This is a genomic window from Bradyrhizobium sp. F1.13.3, from assembly GCF_040548265.1.
Lineage (GTDB): Bacteria > Pseudomonadota > Alphaproteobacteria > Rhizobiales > Xanthobacteraceae > Bradyrhizobium.
Window position 1 is genome coordinate 115,559 of record NZ_JBEPRI010000008.1, and the last position, 20,250, is coordinate 135,808.

Here is a 20,250-nt window from a genome sequence, read left to right on the forward strand (position 1 = left end):
TGTGCCCATGCCGGACGGCGCTGAGCCGCGAGTACTGGCGCTGCTCGTGCCTGTCCCAGTGCCGGATCCTGCGGAGCCCGCCATTGCGCCGCCTCTTTCGGGCAGGGCCAGCATAACAACGCTGGTGATAATCGCAGCAATGAGCGAACGGATTCGGTGGATCATTGGACCATCTCCTTCTGGGGCGAAAGTCACGAGTCGCGTCTGTAAAAATTAGGTTGACATATAAAACGTTGATTAAACTGATTATATGGTTTATTTTTGCTTATATCCGAATTGCCGTTATAAAACGGGCCGCCCATTAATGCCGCGGATGGGAGCGCAAGCGCCGATGCAGGTAGGATCGGGCCTTAGATCGCCCCTGCGGCGCGGAGAGGTCTGGTTTGCTCCGGATGACGTTCTTAGCTATGTGCGCAGGTGCGCAACAATGTCGGTGTGGGTTGCATCGACTATCCTGACGATATTGTCGGTATTGACGACACCCGTTCTCGCGCGGCAACCAAACCGGCCGGCGATCGACACCCATACCATGACGACGCACCTACGCGGCGCGACTGGGGAGCGGCGTCCGGCGCAGCTGAAACAATCCGCCGACACGAAGATTCTGAAGCTCGCACAAGCCACGCTCAGCAACACCGGGGGGTCATGGCAAACGCAGACCTCGGAACAGGAAAGGGTACAGGCCCTTGCCGGTGACCTTCGAACGTGCAGACAAGAGCAGGATGCCGTGCTGGGACTGTTGCAACATGCACGCGAGCAATGGAACAGCATCGCGGAAGCCGCCGAGAATGAAACCGAGAAACTGCACAAATCGCTCCGGGAGGAGCGCTCGCGCACGCAGCGTCTGGAGCGGGAACTTGCCACTACGCGTCACGATCTCGAATTGCAGGCGCGGCTAAGTAGCGAAATTGGCACCGAGGGTTGCGAACTCAAACACCCGGCACAGAGTGACCCGCGACAGCTGCAACACACTGCCGAGCGGGAGCGAGATCGGGCAAACAAGTTGGAGCGGGATCTGTCAGCCGCCCACCATGGCCTGGAGACCCAGTCGGCAGAGCTAGCCAGGCAAGTCGCGGCAATCAATGCGAAAGAGGTTGCGGAGAGAGCATTGGCCGAGGCACAGGCAAGCCTCAGACAGGAGCACGATCGCACCAAACAGCTGGAGGAGACGCTCGCGACGATGCGAATCGAGCTCGACAGCCGTGCCTGGCAGATCGCAAAGGCGACAGAAGAAGCGGCGCAGACCAAGCGAGCGACCGAGGATACCTCGGCTAAACTGAAGCTCGCATTGAAGGAAGAGCAGGAAAAAGCAGATGCACAGGCGCAAGAGCTCTCGTGGGCGCGTTCCAGGCTCTTCGCGTATGAAGCGCAAGCCGCAGCAGACGATGATCGAGCCGAACAGTTGAAAGAGCAGCTTCAGCGAGAAAGCGATCGACCTAGCGGAGGTGAGCAAGAACTTGCCGCAGCACGCCCGAATGTCGGACCGCGGCTACCCGAGGGGGCGGCGGATGAAGGCGGAGCCAACACTTCGCCGACAGGGGAGCTGCTCAGGACACTGCTGCCGGGGTCGCCGCAGCCCGCGCCCGAGCAAACTCCGCGAGAACTCGTGATGATACCAGCTGAGCCAAAGGCGCCATCCCCGGTTCTCGGGAACGAAAACGCCGCCGAGCTCGTGCGATTGATCGCTCGCGCAACCGGATTGCTTCGACAAGGCGACATTGGCGCGGCACGAGTTGTCCTGGAGCGTGCTGCTGAATTAGGGAGCGCACCGGCAAGTTTCGCGCTCGCCGAAACGTATGATCCGAGCCTGCTTGCAAAATGGGGCGCGAGCGGAACGCGCGGCGACACGTCCAAGGCGCGAGAGCTTTACGCCAGAGCAGCAGCCGGAGGGGTCAAGGAAGCAAGGGAGCGGTTCGACGCACTTGGTCGTTAGCAGCATCGGTGCAGACAAATGGTCGTGCGCTGTATCAACTAGTCAGATCGAACTTAAACTTACGTGTCGAAGTGAAGAGCGCAGCGGACAAAACAGAATAGACGTTCCTAGGGGAGCCGGAGTCGATGAAGCAGCTGGTTGGAATACGCTCTTGGTTTCTCCTCATCGTGATAGCCGCTCCGCTTCTGATCATGGGCTGTTGCCTAGCAATGGCCCAGCAGACTCCGCGGGCGCGTGCGGATCATGCAAGGGCGGAAATTGCGGCCATGAACGATTGGACTGTTGGAATTGCCGGAGGTCTGCTGGAAGGAGCTCCCATTCGGCTTGCCGCGGAAATGGCGCGAGTGGCCGATGATGGAACGGACCTCCACGTGTTGCCCATCGTGACCCGTGGCGCAACCGAAAACGTCAATTCGCTGCTGTATTTGCGGGGCATTGATGCAGCAATCATCAATTCCGACGCACTTGACGAGTACAAGAGCCAAGTGCCGGACATCCAGCGACGGATCACCTATGTGCTCAACCTGTTTCCATCTGAACTGCACGTATTCGTCAGGCCCGAAATTCAGAACTTGAGTGATCTAGTCGGAAAGAAGGTCAATTTCAACACCCAAGGTACCGCCGCAGCTTATTCGGGACCGCTGATCTTCAGCCGGCTGGGGATCGAGGTCGATAAGGCATTCATCCCACATCAGGTTGCGATGGAACAAATGCGCAGGGGTGAGCTAGCCGCCGTCGTTTTCATAACATCAAAGCCGGTGGATGCATTCACACGTGGTCGCTGGGATGCCGGCTTCAAGTTCTTGCCGGTCCCCTACGAGAGCAAGTTTGAAGATTATTATCTGCCATCTTGGCTGGACGCAGCAGATTACCCGAACTTGATCAGGCAGGGGGAACGCGTGACAACTATTGCCGTTCCGACCGTGCTGGTCGCTTTCAATTGGCCGACCAAATCCAATCGCTTTCATCGTGTGGCGCGCTTTGTCGACCGCCTGTTCTCGCGGATCAACAAGCTGCAGGAGCCCGGTTTCGATCCGAAATGGAAGTCGATCAACTTGGCGGCGACGGTCCCTGGCCTGACGCGTTTTCCCGCGGCGCAGGCCTGGCTCGATCGTCTGCCGCGTTCGAGCCAGGCGACACAATGACGTTCACCCTGATCGCTCTCGTCGTGACGCTCGCGATCGCAAATGACCTCGCTCGGCCCCGAGGCGCCGAAGACCCTATGGCGCCGGTTCGCGTCTCTGATCGGTCCGCAAATGGAGCCGGGGCGTGGATCGTCAGCGAGACCACCTCGCCAGTTGATTATTCATCGATCATCAAGGCTACACTACCATCTCAAGGGGGCAGTTCCGACGCAGCAATGAGCCTGTCAATACGCTGTCGCGGCGGCCTGACCGAAGTGTTGCTTGCTGGAGCCGGCCTTTCGGGCCGCCGCCAGGATTACACCCTTTCCCTGCGCATCAATGATGATCCACCTTTTCAGGTCTCGACAATCACGTCAGCGCGCGGTGTCGCGCTTGAAAGCGATGTCGTTCGCCTGTTGCAATCGATCCCCGGCCACAGCGCACTTTCCGTGCATGTGTCACGCCGAACGGGGACCGGCGCCGGTGCAGTGTTCGCTCTCGATGGTATCGAGAGCGTGCGTGCAAAATTGGCGGCAACATGCAAATGGCCACGCGCGATCGCGAAGCCCAACAATTGATCATGAACCTCAGCTTGCTTGGAGAAACAACATAATGCCCAAATTTCCGAAGATTATCACAGCGATGATCGCGACAATCATCTCGCTCCTGGTCGGGCTGTCTTGTTCCGCGGCACAGGAGACTCGCCTGCTCCCGGCACAGCCTAGTTTGCCTGCAGCCTCAACACATGGCGTGGCAAGAACGCACGCGAATTCATCGGCGCGGGCCGCGACGCCAAAACAATTTGAGCTGGCGCGCATCGCGCCATCGTCTGTTGCCAAGAAAGAGCACCGCTTAATCCTTCAGGTCAACACAAGCGACTCCGCGTCAATGAATCTTGCATTGAACAACGCACTCAACGTCGCGCAATACTACAAGGAGGTTGGTGAAGGAGTGAAAGTTGAGGTGATTACCTTCGGCCCCGGCCTCCATATGCTCCGCGATGACACGTCGCCGGTGAAAGCGCGAATTGAGGAAATGGCTCTGAGCACGCCGGAAGTATCATTCAAAGCCTGTGGAAACACGCAAGAGAAAATGCAAAAGGCCGAAAACAAAGACATTCCGATCGTTGCCCAAGCCCAAGTGGTGAGGTCGGGCGTCGTTAGGGTGATGCAGTTGCAGGAGCAGGGATGGACCTACGTCAAACCATAAAATGGCGACCAGACAATGCCTATCGAGCGGCTAGGTGCCGGCCTGCGGTCGCGCCACTCCGATCGAGTGGGTCGCCGCAGCCGATGCAAATTGAACTGGCCTCGATCGGGGACAGATCTATCGCGCGCTATTCACCGGGCAGCGCCAGACCGACTGTCTGATCATGCGCACGAGAGCGACTTCGGGAGAGGGTTGAGCGAACATCGGTTCGTCTCAGTCACTTGCGAGGTCTGGTAGCAATTTGCGGGGCAGCCCTTGGCCGGCCCGTCCTACCGGCCGCCTGCTAAGGTCGACTGTCCCGTAGCAGCGTAGGGTATCGGGAGACGCAGGACGGCGCGAGCTGTGACACACGGTGCTTCGATTTACGTCAGTTCTGATGACCTCTTTTTCGAACGCAAGCGATTAAATTCCACTGGATTTTATTTTGTTAACGCGTCAGATTTCTAGACTTAAAGCGAGTCGATTTTACGTTGGGGGATGTTAATGGCAAAACCTGCCGTTTCCCGTAATACCTTTCGAGGGTTATTCGCTTTTTCTGTGAAAGCTGATCGCAAGCACGATGGCGAATATTGTGTGTTGAAGCTGTTTGGATCCGCTCAAGACATTCCGGATCGGCTGCTACAGCAGTGGTCGCACCAGGCTGATCTACCCGGCGCGGAAGCCATCGCCAACACACTGGAGCCGCGCACCCGCAAGATCGTGAATGGTCGTAAACGCTATGACCACGCCAGCGACTTTCTCCACGTGCTGCTGAGAGACCTAGAGCTAAGGGAACACTGAAGAGACATCGCTGCGTCAGGCTCCGCGAGGTCTTGCAGACCAGAATGATAATGCCTTTTGCCTCCGCGCTCTATATGCACCAGACTGCTATTCTAATGCCGGGCAGCCGGCCCATTTTGTCGACATAGTGCTCGCATGCCGAGGTCGATTTACCAGCCATTGCATGAAAGGCTCCGAACGGAGAACGGTCAAAGTCTCCGCCTGACCTTTTCAGAAATTGAAGCGATCTTGGGGAAGCCTCTGCCGAGATCGGCCTACACCTTCACTGCGTGGTGGAGCACACTGAAGAGAGCAGGTCCTCAAGCGAGAGCGTGGATATCCGCTGGTTATCGTGTCCGGGTCTCAATGAAGCACCGCATCGTCGAATTCTATCGTTCTGAAGTGAACACCAATGATCGTCATGGAACGCCTTGGCTGCATTGAAGCTTTCCATGATGGCGGACCTATCAACCTCGGTGTTCGGGACAAACTGCGAGAACAAGCCGGCGCAGAATCAAGTTGCCACTTCAGGGCCGCAGCGAAAACCGCTGCGGCCCTTTTTTTGGGCGGAAGCCGCGAGCCGAATGCTCCGGAACGTGGCGAGAAAAATCTAATGGGAACGCTGCGCGATGGCCCTAGGCCGCATGAGGGTTGACGATGGTGTACCCTCGCAGGGAGCGCGGGTGAATTCGCGTTGCGTGCCCACCTGAGTTGGCATCGTACGCCTTCCAGATGTCACCGGCGATGTGCTGTTCAAGGACGAAGACGTGTCCACGTCGCGCGGCAACCATTCCCGGTGCTGGCGAGGTGCGGGGAAAGCGCAGCCAATTGGCTGCGAGGTTCAGTTCCGGTACTACCCGACCAAACACTCGTATCGCCGCACCACATCCGCAGAACGAGCGAGGGCAACCGGCCGGACGACCGCTGACGATCTCACTAGTTAAGGCCCCTGAGCTGGCCACAGACATCCGTAGGCTAGCAACGGCACTTCGCTGCAGGCCCGGTGCCGGTCTCGTGTATCTCTGCGCCTGCACCAGCGAAGATGAAAAGTCGCACGGCATAATCACGTTGCATTCTGGTGGCGAAGCGGCGCGCAAGGGGCGCGCTTCAGAAGAAATGGATGTCGCAAAAACGAGCACTAAAGCTACGACTACTCGATTGAACATGCAGGACTCCGGGTTAGTAGCCCTGCCCCAGTGCGCAGAAAGCGCCTTTTAATTTGGCGAAATTAAGTCGCAAAAACAGAATTAAATAGAATTTGAAACCGAATTAAATCGAGAAAGGAACGTTTCGATTTGCCTCGAGTCCTGCTGGTGCGACCGATCCCTTGTTGTCGTGGATCGACAGATGGAAAAGGCAGTCGCCTACGCAATCTCAGCGGCCCTCGTGGGTATCGGTGTTTTGATACTGGTCGTTGGCCTGTCCTCCAACTCGCCCGCTTTGTGGGTGGTGGTCGCGCTCGTGCCGATCACGATCGGGATCGTGAGCGCTTTTGGCCCCGTGTAAGGATGGGGAAAACGGCCGATGCGTCAGATCGTCTGCATTTTCCGAATCGGGCCTCTGTGCACGCTCTCAACTGGTTTCAGATTTGCGGGTACACGCGCGTGAGCCATTTCGTCTCTATGCTTCTGCTTGCCCTCGCCCTGACCCTGACCTTGTGCTTCGGGGTGGCAGCCTGGCGCGTGTCGGCGGGCAACGACGTCGAGATCACCGCAACGATTCCGCATGGGGAACACGGATGGAGAGCGAGGTCGAGGAACTGAATGCCTTGCGTCACCCTTCGGCTACATCCTGGCGACTATGAACGTGGACCTTGACGACTCGCCATCGAGCGGAGGCTGCCCCGCGCCTCCTACCGTTCCTGCCTCGGGCTCGCCAGCAGGCCTTTAGGACCGCGGGTCGTCCGTTCGCAACATAGCGATCAGGTTCGCGACCATTAGCTCCAGGTGTGGCAGGGCATCGCCGGGCTCGGCGACGTCGAGATCGTCCACTTGCCAATATAGGACCCGATCCGCGACGGCCGGAAAGCGGCGTTCGACCATCGATCGATGCTCCGCCTCTTTCAATCCTATGACGATATCTGCTTGCCGGCAGTCAGCTAAGGTGCACGGCTGCGGAAGTTCATCGGCCCTGCTCGGGCTAATTCCCAGTGCTTGCAACGCCTCGAGCGCAAAGCGGGAGATGGATCCCGTGTTCTCCGGCGCCCCCCTTTCGGCTGCGCCTCTGGAGAATGCTCGCCAAGGCAATTCCTCTTGTTCAGCAAGGTGATTGAATAGTTCCTCCGCAAACCGGCTGCGGTAATAGTTGCCTGTACAAAGAAAAAGAACCCGCTTGCAGCCATCAGTCATTCGGGAGGCCAGGAAACGGTGGAGCACGACGGCCGCAAGAGACGTGAGTTGTCTCGAATGCCGCCCACCTCCTCGGCCTCAACGATCAACGGCTCACTTTCCGCGATATCCGGCGCGGATCCGTTTATGCCGCGCGCAAAGGAAATACACGCCTTTTCAAACACTGCGATATTCTCCGAGTGAGGTATGTCAACCGCACTAAATACTGGAAATGTTCTGGCGGGATCGTTATGCCGATTTCTTCTGCGATTTTGCGAGCGACGGATTGGAGGGGCGTGTCGCCCTGTTCCCTTCGGCCACCGAAAAATGAACTCTTTCCTGGCTGCGCTGTACCACGCTTGTCATCTCGCAGATGAGGAAGGCGTCCGACGTTGTACATCACTGCGGAAAAACCCGAACACGCAAGGTCATAGCTTGCCATCAACTGTTCTGACGAACGAAGAACGGCATCAGCTTTTCAAAGATTTCCGTCCGAAAGCGCTTAATCTCCCAGCTAAGCGCATCGCTAAACCCTGCAGCACGGGCATGGATCGTCGCTCGGTCCGCAGTCACTTTGGTGGCCACGCCATTTACGACCACCCAACCCGTGAGGACCTTTCCGTCCCATTCAACAGCGCGATCCCAACCCACCGACATGGCAGCTCCAAACACAATCAAACATAATAACGGGCTGGCCTTATACCCCACCAGGCTCGTCTCACGCCTCGCCGAGGTAGCTTGTTCGTTCGTGCTACCGCAGCATCCTCATGTCTGATAAGCTGGTGAGATTAGCGCAAACTAAGGTACGGGCGGCCACCACAATCAACTCCTTCCAACTCTCTCGATGAATTCCAACGCGGCTGGGGCAATGTCATCGAACTCGACAAAACAGCGGCGCAGTTCATCTGCAATCTCTACAGTTACATCACGGGACCAGCCCTCTACCGTGTTGAAGACTACGATCCGAGCAGGATGCTTGTATTGGCCTTCCATTATTTGGCGCATCAGCGTCGCTCGACCAACGTCGTCTTCGGAGGTTTCGCTCCAGGCACGTCCGAGCCCACCTCCGAAATCCTCAAGCACAAGATAGACATCACGTGAATATGGATGGGGCACGATGGACGGAGAATGAGGCATGATCTCAAAACCTCGAAAATACGACCTCGATTTAATTTTCTATATTAAACCAATTCAATTTGGAAATTCAATCTAATTTATAGTTTTCCAGTCGCGCTTTCGATCGGTCGAGACTGCCTATCGATTGACCACTCCTCGGCGCACGAGCTCGTGGAGGCGACCATGAAGCGAGCCGCGGAAGCTGGAGGCCACGGGCAAGCGGTCGACATCAAGGAATTGCTCTGGATGGAGCCGGATTCTGGATCACCAACATGGGCAACGTGAAAAGCAAACTTTGGACGCGATGGCCGGCTCCGGAGCACCGATGTGTGGTGCCGTTCAGGTCGTTCAGCGAGTTCAACAACGCCGTAGCCGGAGACGAGACCCGCCCCTCCCTGTGCTTTGCCGACATCTGGACCAATTGGACGTCGGGCAGGGAGGTCAAGGGTGGGAGGCGAGACCACGAACGAGCTCTATGTGTTACTTTCCACGGAGCCGAACGCGGAGGAAACAGCGCGACTGGCTACTCGCCAGGCGCGGCTAGATATATCCTTTTACCTCGCGGCGGGGCTGATGGGCTCGGCTCCATGATGGGAGTAGCGAAGAGCGAACACCTGGTGCCGAATCTTATGGTCGTACTTCGTGACGAGCCTATTAACATAGGATATTGATTTAATTGAATTTAAGGTATTTAATCTTCTGCCAGCCCCGGAGAGAACCCATGCCTGACCAGGACGACCGCCGCGAATTTCTGAAGACCTGCGGAAAGTTCGCTGCCGTGACACCTCCATCCATGACGCTACTGCTCTCCACTTCCCTCACGTCCGATGCGATTGCTAAATCGGGTGCGAGCGCGGTCCACGGCAACAATGGCTGGGGTAACGGCGGCGGCGATGGCAGCCCCAACGGCAAGGACGACAGAGGCCGCTAACATTTTTGACGGCGTGGCAGTTGGAACGGCTCGTCGATTACCAATTTTTTCCAATGCCATCCCCAAGTGGGTAATTCAATCCAGCCGGGCCCCAGCTCTTCCCATTGAACCGGAGCTGGGGCTCATTTTTTTGGCTAGGAACGACTTGCCGATTGCCAAGTTTTCCCGTGCCCCTCCCCCAAAGGGGCGGCTGCCTTCGCCAAGGCAGCTTAACAGCCCCAGCTTCACCGCCCTGGAGCTGGGGTCCTTTTGCTGTCGGGATAACTGCAGGCCTCAGGAGGGCGTTGATGCAAGGTTATCGCTCGATCCTTCTTGTCCAACGGTTGAACGACCTCTTTTCCCAACTGTCAGATCTGGAAGATCTCCGGCATAGAGTCCAAGAGGCGGAGCGACGCGCCTCGGCTGTACCTGCATTGCAATCGCCGCCGAGCACTCAATCGCAGCGACGGCCAGACGCGGGGCAGCAGACCCCCGAGGAGTGACCGGAACCCGATTTAACCTGCGTTAGCGAACGAGCGTGGAGACTGTGCAGCTCGACTGCCCTGAAGGTAGTGAACCTCACAGCGTCACCGTCCCTCCAAAGGGGGCTTGGAGAGGCTTCGAGGTCGAAGTGAAAGGCAAGCTCGCCACACTAAAAGGCGGGGAGGTCTTTCTGAGGCCCACCGCAATAGTGGGGGATACGTGGTAGCGGGAGAGGGACTCGAATCCCCGACATTTCGATACTTTGTTCTTGTACCGAACCAAGCGAGCCCCTTTCCGACATCAATACGAAGAGCTTGTCCATTCTCCGTTTCCCATGAGCGAGTGTAGCTTTTGGATTGCAGTACGCGGCTTTTCACGTCGATTCGACCACATCCCCTCGCGTCCCCCTTTACGACGCGCTTCGGAGCAACCGCTCAAGCTTGCCGTTGTTAGATTTTTCTTGATCTCTCGGTGCACACGTCGTGCACACGCCGCCCTCTACCAATTGGAAAATTTGAACTCTCGGTCCAGTCCATCATGGGCAAGTTTGAGCTAGCTTCAGCAATCGCCGTCCGATTGGAGCCAACCAAAGAAACGTTCGTCCACTCCCCTGCCCCACCGTACGTTCAAATCGTGGAGCTGCCGCCGCTTCGACCGCCAGCGGCTTGGACTTTGCGTGCCGTGCGAGATCCGTCCTACGTTTTGCGTGGACCAACCAGTGGGGCGGAAGGGGTGTCCTGTCAACCGCCCGAATGGCTCGTCTTTTCCGCCTGCGCCGGGAGCAATCTACGATCCTGATCACGGTCCTCTTCGCAACCTTGAGGACGCACTTTTCAGCCAATTCGCGCAGTGCACCGGCCCTCGCCCGACACCCTTGTCTGCTCCGCCAACGCCAGGCAGATGCGCTCCATGCGCGCGAGTTCGTCTATATCGTGCTGATGCTGCCCCATGCGGCCGATCAGACTCCCGCAGGCCCTGACGATCAATAGGTGGTCAGTCCCGTGCGGGTGCGGATCGGTGGCGGTCGGCTTTATGCCTGATCCAATGAAAAACCCCAGTGCCTTGGAGGGAGCACTGGGGTGTTCTCAAATGAATTGGTCAAGCAATGACGCCTTTGTAGCAGCCCGCGCGCTCGTCGCCTGTGAGCTAGTTCACACGTGCCCATTTCCAACCCACAACGCGCAGTAGCTAGCGGGGGCGCCTCGACCAACTAAGATTCGATAATTTGCGAGTAACTAGGATGCCGCTTTGATAGCGGCATGTCCCGCTCCGTCCGCCGCCACACGCCGACGGCCGGCCGATCAATATCACCTTCGGCCAGATGCGCGAGATGAGCCTGCGTGGCGTCATAACGTTGCTCTCAGCGCCGATCGCTGGCCAGACGATGTTCGCTTGTCGGATATCGAGCCGCGCTTCGTTTGCGACGGATGCTACAACCGAGTTCTGAGGTGAGACCGGATTTCAGCAGCGGCAAGCCGCCTCGCAATGCCAATTCTTCCCGAGTGAGAGGTTCACCCGCATCGGCGGGCCGCAATTGCAGGAAGCGCAGCATGTCAGGCCCGCCAGCAGCCGGGCCTTTTGTCGCAGGAGCCGCTCTGGTGTAGCCCTGCGGTCGATGACGCAACGTTCGCACGATCGGCGCGGCACCCTCGTGGTGTAGCACAGGGCCCGCCAGCGTGAACCGGCGGACCTCGAATTGCAATGAAGGGAGAGGTGCACTGAAACTTCGCGCGCTTCTGTCCTAGTATCAGTATCCTGGATTCTGTTGATTCCTCTCGGGGCTGGATCGAACCCATCGCCGCCGGGCCAAAGTATCGTTTGCCCGGCGCTGGCCTTATTTTGTTTGCCGGCTCAGGCGAGCACCTGCCAGCGTAAACCGTCAGAGCTTCAAGCAACTTTTCCCAACTTACGACAAGCGGTAGCTTGAGCGCGGTCCGGGCTACTAGGAATCGATAATTTGCGCGCTACTTGGAACGCCGCTCGGATGGCGGCACGGCACTCGCCGATACACGAAATGGGCGGGCCATTCTCCGCCCCACAGCCCTGCGGAATGGCTCGCCGACGGCCATATGACTTGCAACATCCGATGCCTGAACGGCCGCTGCGATCGCAGGGTGGACGTGCGGTTCGATACGCTCCCTCAGGATCAGCCGTGGTCGCGCGTCGGCGTGCGCCTGGTCTGCCCGGCATGCAGCGCTGCAGGATCTATGCATATCGTCCCGAACTGGCATGACAGTCGCGGGCAAGTCAGGCCACCCGCCGGCATCAGGTGCGCCGTCGGGCTGGCTGGAACTGCACGAGAGCGGTACCTACATGGGGCTGCTATCAACTGGCGATGGTCTGCTCGGTCAATAGATCAGCGTGAAGGAGAACCACGCCGCGAGTGACGCGCAGAGACAAATTCCGAGATAAGGCAATGCCAAGCGCATCGGGCTTTCCCTCCGAAACGCAAATAAGAATCATTATGTCATGCTGGGACGACGACTGCTAGGAATCTTGGGTTGCAATCGCGCGCCTTAGGACCCCTCCAATGGGACGCTGTTTAACCTTCGCTGGTTCGGTTGAGCTGCCTTGAAGTAGGCGTTGGTGTCGTAGGTGCGCGCACCAACTTGGCGGGGCAGGTGGTTCAGCAATGCCTCGAAGACATGCGGGCCACGCCGAGCAGGCTCAGCCCGGTCCGGCCAGGTGCCCGCTTTGCCGGTTGCCGAGCATAGAGGCAGACGCTGCGTCCAACTCAGCAGGTGGCGTACCAGCCATCAGGAAACGATAGCAGAGGCCAGGCGCCCGTGTTGTCGTTCGCGGCCTCGGGCCCGGCGTCGATCGGCCGACTTGGCGGAGGACGCGGCGCAGGGGGCGCACCCAGCCCGCGATCATAGGGGTGCTGGTCGGAAGGTCCTTTGCTGAAGTGCACCCCGCGCATTTAATATTTCACAATAAACATTTCAATATACCAATTAAATAAATAACATATTTGATTTGTACAATCACGAAATGGTTGATAGGTTTCGTCATAGCGCCTGTATTCAAGGGCAGGATCATGTCCTTCATTCCCCCACTAGCTGATGATCGCAGGGGCCCTACTGGTGGGTGCCGGCTATATCGGTGTCCTCGTCAGCGGAAGAAAGCGAACAGAGTTGATCGACCTCCGGGCGAGCCGATCGATCTGCCGGCTTTGCCGCTTCTCAACTCCCATGACTCGCGGTAGCTCACGCGCGTGCCCCCAAGAGCGAGGGTTAGCAATGGCTGTCAAAATCGAATGGGGCTTGCTTGAGGCGATGACGAACGTCCGCAACGAAGCGTGCAAGGCCCGAGACTTCATCATCCAATCCCACGATGGACACGTGCAGGGGCAGATCGTCGTGCCTGACGACGCCGATCAGTTTGTCATGGGGGCATGTGAAATTCGGCTTCTCGAACTGCTAAAGGACGCCATCAAGGAATTGGAGCGGTGAAAGCGCCGAAAATCGCCGCCTGAGCGTGTACCCAATTTGATACACGTGATCAAAGCGGGTGCCGGCCCGCCAGCGTGCACCGTCTGGAGCGCACGCTCGGCTTTGCTTCCCGTGCATGCAAACGATCACAAACTCTCGCTTCGCGTGCCTTGTTCCTTTGCTCTTCCACCCGCACTGGAATAACCACGTTCGCTAGCAAGCTAGTGGCGTCTTCCCAATTTTTGAGAGTTGCGAGGCGCGCCCTTCGTACGACGCCAAGTACCCAGGCGCCTCGTTGTCGTCGCTTGTCGGCCTTGCATTATCGGCGCCCGAATAACATCAGCGCTTGGAGCGCGCTGATTGTCTTCGGCGGGGGCCTCTTTGCGTTCCGTTTGGCTACGCTCGATCACCCCCGGGGCATAGTCACCCGAGAATCCTCTTAGGCCCCGGTTGATAACACCTCGGTGAACGAAACCGTTTGCTGAAGCCCCGAAGCACCCCGGAAACAGACCGAGCCTACGTTTGTTTTCGCGACTTAAGAGGGGATGTCAAATGATGACGCTCAAAGTGATTGTAGCTGCTCTCGGCGCGGGATTTCTGGTTTCCATGTATTCGGGAGACTTCGGCGCCGACGTCATTCTCGCAATTGCCACGTGCCTTTCGTAGTTCCCTGCTTTCCCCGTAGGGTTTGGCTGAGCCAGCGTAGAGCGATTCTACAAGCGATGCGAAGGGAAGGCTTCACATTGAAGCTCTGCGCATGTTGCTAAAATCGAGGGGCCCAATGGCGCGCGACAAATTGCAGTTCCATTTTCGGAACTGATAGCAGCGCGAGCGGTGGCAGGACCGATAGCTTTACAGATCACTTGCTTTAATCCGCCTCGCCGCTCTTAGTGAATTTTTCAGAATGGCGTGATGGGAGGCGCATTTGCAGATTTTTCGCAAATTCCGATTTGCCCAGCGATTGAACGAAATCGCTTCTAAGTTCTCAGAACTCGAAGACCTTCGATCCAAAATCAAAATTGCAGAGCGGCGCGCCAAGGATGCAGTACGGTCGCCTGTGACCACTCCATCGTGTTGCGGGATCATCTTGCCAAAGCGTCCGCCCCGCCCGCTGAGTGGACGGAAACCTACTGCAGTCGATCGGTCTTGATACGCCATGACGGCGACAGCACCGACACAAGTCGTCTTAAGACTTCGATCTCGTAACCTGCTTCGATTGTCTGCATGACATGGGAGACCCGGCCGGCGCCGCCGCTCACATTCGTCAATCGCTGAAATCGATGGGACCTGGATGATTGTTGAGACGATGGCAGACGATACTCTGGAGCAGAATATGAACCCGGTCGGGCGTCTCTACTACGCTGGCTCGACCATGATCTGCCTGCCTACTTCACGATCTCAAGAAGTTAGCGCAACTCTTGGTGCACAGGCGGGTGAAGCAAAATTGCGCGAAGTCATCCACAATGGCGGGTTCTCCAGCGTGCGTCGAGCTACGGAGACCCCTTTCAACAAATTCTTGAAAGCGCGGCCTTAGGCAGCTGATCGCGCTAAGTCTCCAATCAGCCGAAATCCCGGGCGATGGCCCGTCGACGGCAAGTAGACGGTCTACGCATCGCCTGGCTGAAACAACTTGTCGGAATAAAGGCCGTCGTCGGACGGTCTTTGTTTCAGAAGCTTGTGTGAATCGGCAGATCGCCACGTTGGCTCATGCTGACTGTAGCTCAGAGCGGCGCAAGGTCTACTTCCTGAAGGTGACACGAACAGATAGCCGTCCAAAATAGCCTATGAGCTAGAGCCGACGACAGCCGGACCGCGTAGTTTACTCGATCACCTCATCTGCGCCGGCAACGAATGCAGAGGAGAACGCGTGACCTAGCAGTTTGGCCGCCTTCAAGTTGATAACGAGTTCCACCTTCGTAACGAGTTGGACTGGAAGATCAGAAGGTTTCTCGCCCAACAGTACCCTTCCAGCATAGAGCCCCGCGCGCCGATGCGATTGCATGAAATCTCCTCCATAGCTCATCAAACCTCCAGCAACGGGAAAGTCTCGGGTCTGTGTGATCGCGGACACACGATACTTTGTCGCGAGATAAGCCAACCGCGAACTGCGAAAGGCAAAGTAGGGATCGGAGGTAAATACAAGTCCACTTGCCCTGTCCTTAGCCACGGTATCAAACACCGTTTCAAACTCATCTTCCTTACTTACGTCCAAAATATCTAATCGAACGCCCAAGGTGCCCGCAGCTGCGTGAAGCTTCTGCAATTGTGACTGTGCGGTCGGACTTGTCGGGTTGGCGACAACCGTCAGTTTCGTCGCCGTGGGCACCAGATCGCACATAAGTTCAAGCCGCTTTGGCGAAACGTCGACACTCAGGCTCGAAACTCCCGTGATGTTTCCTCCCGGCCGCGACAAGCTATCGACCACCTGTAGCTGGACGGGGTCGCCGCCCATCTCAAAAACGATTGTCTTGGTTGAACTCACGGCTTTCGCGGCAAGCGCCACGGGAGCGCCCCCAGGTGCTACGATGATATCCACATTGCGGGCGACCAGTTCGGCTGCCAACGCACGCAATCGGGAATACTCACCGCGGGCCCATCGATAGTCGATTTTTACATTGCGGCCCTCGACAAAGCCGGCTTCTCCAAGCCCCTGCTGAAAAGCCTGAAGTCGAGTGGCAAAGAGCTCGGGCGATTCTGGACAAAGATAGCCAATGACGGGCAAGGAGGGTTTCTGCGCAAACGATTTAGTTGTCCACGTCGCAACACCTGCCATCAGAAGCAGGACATCACGCCGCTTGGCACGTCTTCGTAGCGTTACCGCTCTGGAGTTGGCGCACCTCATGGCTACGATCCGCTGCCGTCGGCCGATTGCCACAGCATAGCCCTGAATGCCCAGACAGTCCTCGACGAGATTGTGCAGGCATCCGGCGGTCAGGCTCTGCTTAGAGACAGCTGAAGGATATCCCGAAGATCGGAATAGCTTCGTCGAATCCTTTGATTTTGCGGTCCCCAAGCTCCTCAAGGGGCCGTTTGCCCTTGGCGGCTGCTGCGACTTCGGCGTCGATCAGAACTTCCTTATCTGCGGCAGATGCGCACAGTCGGGCAGCGAGATTCACAACACTGCCAATGGCAGTGTAGTCGAGCCTGTCCTTGTAGCCGATCCGGCCGACTGTCGCGGGCCCGCTAGCAAGGCCGACTCCGAAACCAACGTGGTAGCCTTGCGATTGCCAGCCGGCGATCAGGGCTTGCACGTTCTTCTGCATGTCGACGGCGAGATCGATTGCTCTCAAGGCAGGCTCTTCGATGGGGACTGGTGCGTTCACCAAAACCATCAGCCCGTCTCCAGAGAAGTTAATCAGCGTTGCTTCAAATTTCGCAATGACCCTGCCGAGGGTTTCATAGTACTCCGACAGTACGCTCATGACCTCTTCAGGCGCAGCTCCTGCTGAAAACGCGGTGAAACCTCTCAGATCGCAGAACACAACGACGACTTCCGTACGGCGACCGTCCAGCACACTGTCGTCGCCAGCTCTATCGACGAGATCGGCGACCTGGGGGGCAAGGAAACGCTTGAGCTTGGCTATGCGCTCCTGGTGCTGTTGTGCCTGCTCCAACTCGGAAGCCATTCTGTTAAAACTGTTTGCAAGGCGCTGGAACTCATCCCGGGTGTGGATTGAGATGCGGTGGTCAAAGGACCCGGCACCAATCTTCTGCGTGCCCTCCTCGAGCAATTTAATCGGCACCGTCATCCGGTCCGCCAGTACATAGGCCAGAATGCCTGCGAGTATGCTGCTCATTGCCAGAAGCATGACGGTCCGCCATAGGGCGGCATAGAGCGGCGCGTAAGCTTCAGATAGGGGCTGCTCGACCACGACGGTCCAATCGGGACCCTGTACGGGAGCCGCGCTGGCAGCAACATAGTGCCCCTGTGCATCCCGGCTCGTTGCGAAACCCCGCCCCGGACCTATAGCGTCCCGTATAGCGCGGAAAGGTTCGGAGGTTGCTTCTTCCGCCCCGCGCAGAACGAGGCTGATGTCGGGATGGGCGACTAGGCGGCCCGATCGGTCCAGAACGAAGGCGTAGCCGGTTTTTCCAAATTTGATCGCGGAGATCACGTCCCAAATCAGCTTGAGGTTGACATCGGCGACGACAGCGCCGACAGCCGGTCGATTGCCGACAATCGACACCGTCAGGTACGGTTCGGAGCCTCGATTGTAGCTGACCTCGCTAAACCAGACCTGAGCTACCCGGGCACCAGCCAAGGCGGGATCGGCTGATCGATCCGCGCGGCTCTCAATTCGATTGAGGCCGATCCGAGAGATGTAGAGACGTTCCAGACCATTGCCGTCGAGGAGCGTAAGACTGGTGATGGCGGGCGCCTGGCGAAGGAGGCGCAACGCGTCGGTTCGCCGCCGTTCGTCGGGCTCCTCAGTCCACGGAAGCTGAACCAGCCATCCAAGCTGAGTTGTGACACCTTGGATGAAATCGTGTATTTCGGCAGCCGCAGATGCTGATTGGAGACCAAGCCACTGGTCAAGCCTCGCGCGCTGATCGCGATAGCCGAACCATCCTTCGATAACGCCGTTGAAGGCTAGCGGGATTGCGACAGCCACGAAAAGCGCGAGCAAATATTTAGGAAAGAGGCTGCGAAACCGATCTTGAGGAATCATGATCCGGTCTCCTGTACAATCAAAATAGAGACTATCGATCAGAATAACATGTCGCTCTCTCCCCAGCGAAGTTCATTTAAGCTTTGGATTTCGCAACACCGGGGTCCCTCCTAACGCACTGACCGTGACAGCCGATTGGGCGGCGTCCGCGTATCGAACAGGCGCACAGCGTGCGCCATGCCTTCCCAGTCGATCATCCGCACCAAAGAGACAAAACACGACTGTTGCATTCCGGCCTTTAGCACCGGAGGATCGCCAGACCATCGCAACCGGCATAGTCGGACATGAGAAGGCTCGTCTAGGCTCGCCGCTTGTGACCCGAAACGGACTTCAACGACGATACGGGTACGGCAGGTTCGGCCGCAACATCTCCTTCGGGCGCGGGAGCAGCGAGTATGGCGAACTCGGGCGCCGCCAGCGAGCCCGTCGCCGCTGCCCCGAATGCAAATACCAATCCAACAACGGGAACTACCGATCAAGAACCGGAATTGCCAATTGGCACTCCAACGCCCCAATGCTGCGCGTCGTGATCCCCGACATGCAGTGCTACGACGTGTTCTACAAGAAACTGATCAACGCCGTACCGCTCAAAAGCGTCACCTCGCGCTTTGCGATGGAGAAGGTCGATCACGGCGCTGCCGAGCCCGGCCCTGATGACCGAGTAAACACACACAGCTCGCAGGACGATTACTCCGTACGGACGGCCCGCACAGATCGTCCGTGTGCTCGCTCTAACATCCTATTCTACTAGAGCGGCCAATCGGCCTGTACCGTTTGGACTGCACGCTTTATGGAACGGGTAGGGATATAAAACGGAGGAGAAGTCGTGCCGCGCTGGCGATGCGGTCGATTTGGAAAACGTCGCACGAGACCCATTTTGCTCTCGGCGACCACTCCGCGAAGGTCTTGGAAAATAAGTATTTTCCTTTGGTGGGCGCACCAGGGCTCGAACCTGGGACCCGCTGATTAAGAGTCTCATGTTCTACGAACACAAACAGGTACTTAGCTGTAAAAGAACCATTCGATAGGCCTATATAGATCAATAGGTTACACCTGCATTGTAAATCGCATGCGCAACCCGCGACCCCTACGTTCCTAACGTAAGTAGGAAGCGAAAAGACCGACAATAACAATGAAGTTCGCTCGCGATTGACCATCTTTATAGCTGTTTGTTCACGCGGTTTCGGTGGTCAATCAATTGGTGGTCAGAGTTCAATTACAACGCCGTTGATCCGGGCGGCGTTTGGCGCGCCGCCCATTACGTTCGCCATGAGGTTCGAGAGGTCATATGACAGCGCTGCATAGAACCAGAATTCGCACGCTGCCGCACGAGGGGCTAGTAGTTTGAGTGAGACAGGTGCCCAGGGGCGGACTGGATATCAGTCCGTAAAGCGCAAGCAATTTCAAACACTTACCTCGAAGATCGCGTTGTGACTTGTACCACCCAAATGTGCTCATGTCGAGCCAGTTGCGCGCAACTGCCACGACTCTCGGCTAGATGGGGGAAGCGTCTGGTTTCGCCGCATTGAGCCAATTGAATTGAGCGTCGGCTAGGCGCCTTAGCTGTGACCTACCCCGGCCGGCTCTGCACCTCACTGCGCCGCCGACAGAGGCCCCCCGACCGTCCGGTTTACTCGAGGGAAGAAGATGCTATCCTCCACTTGAGTTTTGTGGCCATCCTTGCACTGCCCAGCGTCTTGGCGCAGCTTCTACGCCGGGTCGTACATTTCGGTTCTGTGGAAAGCACAGTAGCCCAGCCGATTGATTGAAGCCCCGCCGGCGAGACGGCGGGCCGCCCCTGCCGGCTGGTTTAGAGTCGTGGCCCGGCAGCACGATGGCGAGGAAAAAATTCATTGCACAGGAGGCACTCGCATGCCCACGGACAACGACCCTGACCCCGGTCAACCACAGGGCCACGGCAAACGCGATATGTTGCGAAGCATCGGCCTACTGGTGGTGCCTGTGCTCGCCTTCCAGAGAAACATGCTCGGGATTGCACTCGCCGGCATTGACAAGGCAAGCGCCCTCAAGCCGGTGCAGACGCTGGCACAATGCGAGTTGCAGGCTTTGCTGATGATTCTGGACCCGACCGGAGCACGGAGAAACTCGCTGGACGCCGATATCGAAGAGGAGATGAAGACCGCGCTCGATGCGGCTGTCCCGAAGGTGATTTCCGGCTCGGTCATGCTAATTGAAGCCCAGCAGCAGCTGCTGAACTCCCTCATAGCTGTGCTCGACAAACCAAGGACCCCCAAGGCCTCTCAGGAATAGAGCGGCCGTTAGGCCGG

General features: G+C 57.5%; 16 protein-coding genes and 3 pseudogenes. 13 read left to right on the forward strand and 6 right to left on the reverse strand.

The genetic code is table 11. From position 1 onward, the window contains the following. The first annotated feature begins 427 nt into the window (after positions 1-427). From ABIB66_RS22310 to ABIB66_RS43615, 6 genes are all read left to right on the forward strand, one after another. Positions 428-1,933 carry a coiled-coil domain-containing protein gene (locus ABIB66_RS22310; RefSeq protein ID WP_354255674.1) on the forward strand — a complete coding sequence of 502 codons (1,506 nt, stop codon included), beginning with the start codon at positions 428-430 and terminating at the stop codon, positions 1,931-1,933. A 125-nt stretch (positions 1,934-2,058) separates the two neighbouring features. Next, positions 2,059-3,078: a TAXI family TRAP transporter solute-binding subunit gene (locus tag ABIB66_RS22315; RefSeq protein WP_354255677.1), complete on the forward strand. Its 1,020-nt coding sequence runs from the start codon at positions 2,059-2,061 to the stop codon at positions 3,076-3,078. After that, a complete protein-coding gene (locus ABIB66_RS22320) occupies positions 3,075-3,635 on the forward strand; it encodes a hypothetical protein (RefSeq protein ID WP_354255680.1) in 561 nt (186 codons plus the stop codon). The genes ABIB66_RS22315 and ABIB66_RS22320 overlap by 4 nt, the downstream gene beginning before the upstream one ends. Before the next feature lie 34 nt (positions 3,636-3,669). Next, positions 3,670-4,266, forward strand: coding sequence for a DsrE family protein (locus tag ABIB66_RS22325; RefSeq protein WP_354255683.1), 597 nt, complete (start codon positions 3,670-3,672; stop codon positions 4,264-4,266). 483 nt (positions 4,267-4,749) lie between these two features. Beyond that, a complete protein-coding gene (locus tag ABIB66_RS22330) occupies positions 4,750-5,046 on the forward strand; it encodes a hypothetical protein (protein WP_354255686.1) in 297 nt (98 codons plus the stop codon). Positions 5,047-5,181: 135 nt separating this feature from the next. After that, positions 5,182-5,469, forward strand: coding sequence for a DUF7662 domain-containing protein (locus ABIB66_RS43615; RefSeq protein ID WP_473306187.1), 288 nt, complete (start codon positions 5,182-5,184; stop codon positions 5,467-5,469). 191 nt (positions 5,470-5,660) lie between these two features. On the opposite strand, the gene ABIB66_RS43620 is transcribed toward ABIB66_RS43615, so the two are convergent. Further along, positions 5,661-6,191: a hypothetical protein gene (locus ABIB66_RS43620; RefSeq protein ID WP_502918334.1), complete on the reverse strand. Its 531-nt coding sequence runs from the start codon at positions 6,189-6,191 to the stop codon at positions 5,661-5,663. Positions 6,192-6,372: 181 nt separating this feature from the next. On the opposite strand from ABIB66_RS43620, the gene ABIB66_RS22335 reads away from it, so the two are divergent. Beyond that, positions 6,373-6,531 carry a hypothetical protein gene (locus tag ABIB66_RS22335; protein WP_275173770.1) on the forward strand — a complete coding sequence of 53 codons (159 nt, stop codon included), beginning with the start codon at positions 6,373-6,375 and terminating at the stop codon, positions 6,529-6,531. A gap of 380 nt (positions 6,532-6,911) precedes the next feature. Here the strand turns inward: ABIB66_RS22335 and ABIB66_RS22340 are convergent, their stop codons facing one another. The 3 genes from ABIB66_RS22340 to ABIB66_RS22350 all read right to left on the reverse strand — a co-directional run bounded on the left by ABIB66_RS22340 (position 6,912) and on the right by ABIB66_RS22350 (position 8,009). After that, positions 6,912-7,373, reverse strand: a complete 462-nt coding sequence (locus ABIB66_RS22340; RefSeq protein ID WP_275173769.1) for an arsenate-mycothiol transferase ArsC — start codon at positions 7,371-7,373, stop codon at positions 6,912-6,914. A 124-nt stretch (positions 7,374-7,497) separates the two neighbouring features. Further along, complete coding sequence (locus ABIB66_RS22345) at positions 7,498-7,794, reverse strand: NUDIX domain-containing protein (RefSeq protein ID WP_354255690.1); 297 nt, start codon at positions 7,792-7,794, stop codon at positions 7,498-7,500. After that, a complete protein-coding gene (locus tag ABIB66_RS22350) occupies positions 7,794-8,009 on the reverse strand; it encodes a hypothetical protein (protein WP_354255693.1) in 216 nt (71 codons plus the stop codon). Before ABIB66_RS22350 ends, ABIB66_RS22345 begins: the two co-directional genes overlap by 1 nt. A gap of 612 nt (positions 8,010-8,621) precedes the next feature. Between ABIB66_RS22350 and ABIB66_RS22355 the strand changes: the two are divergent. From ABIB66_RS22355 to ABIB66_RS22370, 4 genes and pseudogenes are all read left to right on the forward strand, one after another. Continuing rightward, a pseudogene (locus ABIB66_RS22355) lies at positions 8,622-8,975 on the forward strand (SOS response-associated peptidase); the annotation flags it as partial. Positions 8,976-9,189: 214 nt separating this feature from the next. Next, on the forward strand, positions 9,190-9,399 hold the full coding sequence (locus ABIB66_RS22360; RefSeq protein ID WP_275173765.1) for a hypothetical protein: 210 nt from the start codon (positions 9,190-9,192) through the stop codon (positions 9,397-9,399). 3,701 nt (positions 9,400-13,100) lie between these two features. Then, positions 13,101-13,313, forward strand: coding sequence for a hypothetical protein (locus tag ABIB66_RS22365; protein ID WP_275173764.1), 213 nt, complete (start codon positions 13,101-13,103; stop codon positions 13,311-13,313). Between the two features lie 1,169 nt (positions 13,314-14,482). Beyond that, positions 14,483-14,826, forward strand: a pseudogene (locus tag ABIB66_RS22370) (methyltransferase domain-containing protein); the annotation flags it as partial. Between the two features lie 285 nt (positions 14,827-15,111). On the opposite strand, the gene ABIB66_RS22375 reads toward ABIB66_RS22370, so the two are convergent. Together ABIB66_RS22375 and ABIB66_RS22380 are read right to left on the reverse strand one after the other, a co-directional pair. After that, on the reverse strand, positions 15,112-16,065 hold the full coding sequence (locus ABIB66_RS22375; RefSeq protein ID WP_354255696.1) for an ABC transporter substrate-binding protein: 954 nt from the start codon (positions 16,063-16,065) through the stop codon (positions 15,112-15,114). Positions 16,066-16,234: 169 nt separating this feature from the next. Beyond that, complete coding sequence (locus ABIB66_RS22380) at positions 16,235-17,962, reverse strand: cache domain-containing protein (RefSeq protein WP_354255698.1); 1,728 nt, start codon at positions 17,960-17,962, stop codon at positions 16,235-16,237. Positions 17,963-18,476: 514 nt separating this feature from the next. Here ABIB66_RS22380 and ABIB66_RS22385 point away from each other — a divergent pair. Together ABIB66_RS22385 and ABIB66_RS22390 are read left to right on the forward strand one after the other, a co-directional pair. Beyond that, positions 18,477-18,614, forward strand: a pseudogene (locus tag ABIB66_RS22385) (transcriptional regulator); the annotation flags it as partial. Positions 18,615-19,834: 1,220 nt separating this feature from the next. After that, the gene (locus tag ABIB66_RS22390; RefSeq protein WP_354208758.1) at positions 19,835-20,233 is read left to right on the forward strand and encodes a hypothetical protein; all 399 of its coding nucleotides are present in this window, start codon (positions 19,835-19,837) and stop codon (positions 20,231-20,233) included. The last annotated feature ends 17 nt before the right edge of the window (positions 20,234-20,250 follow it).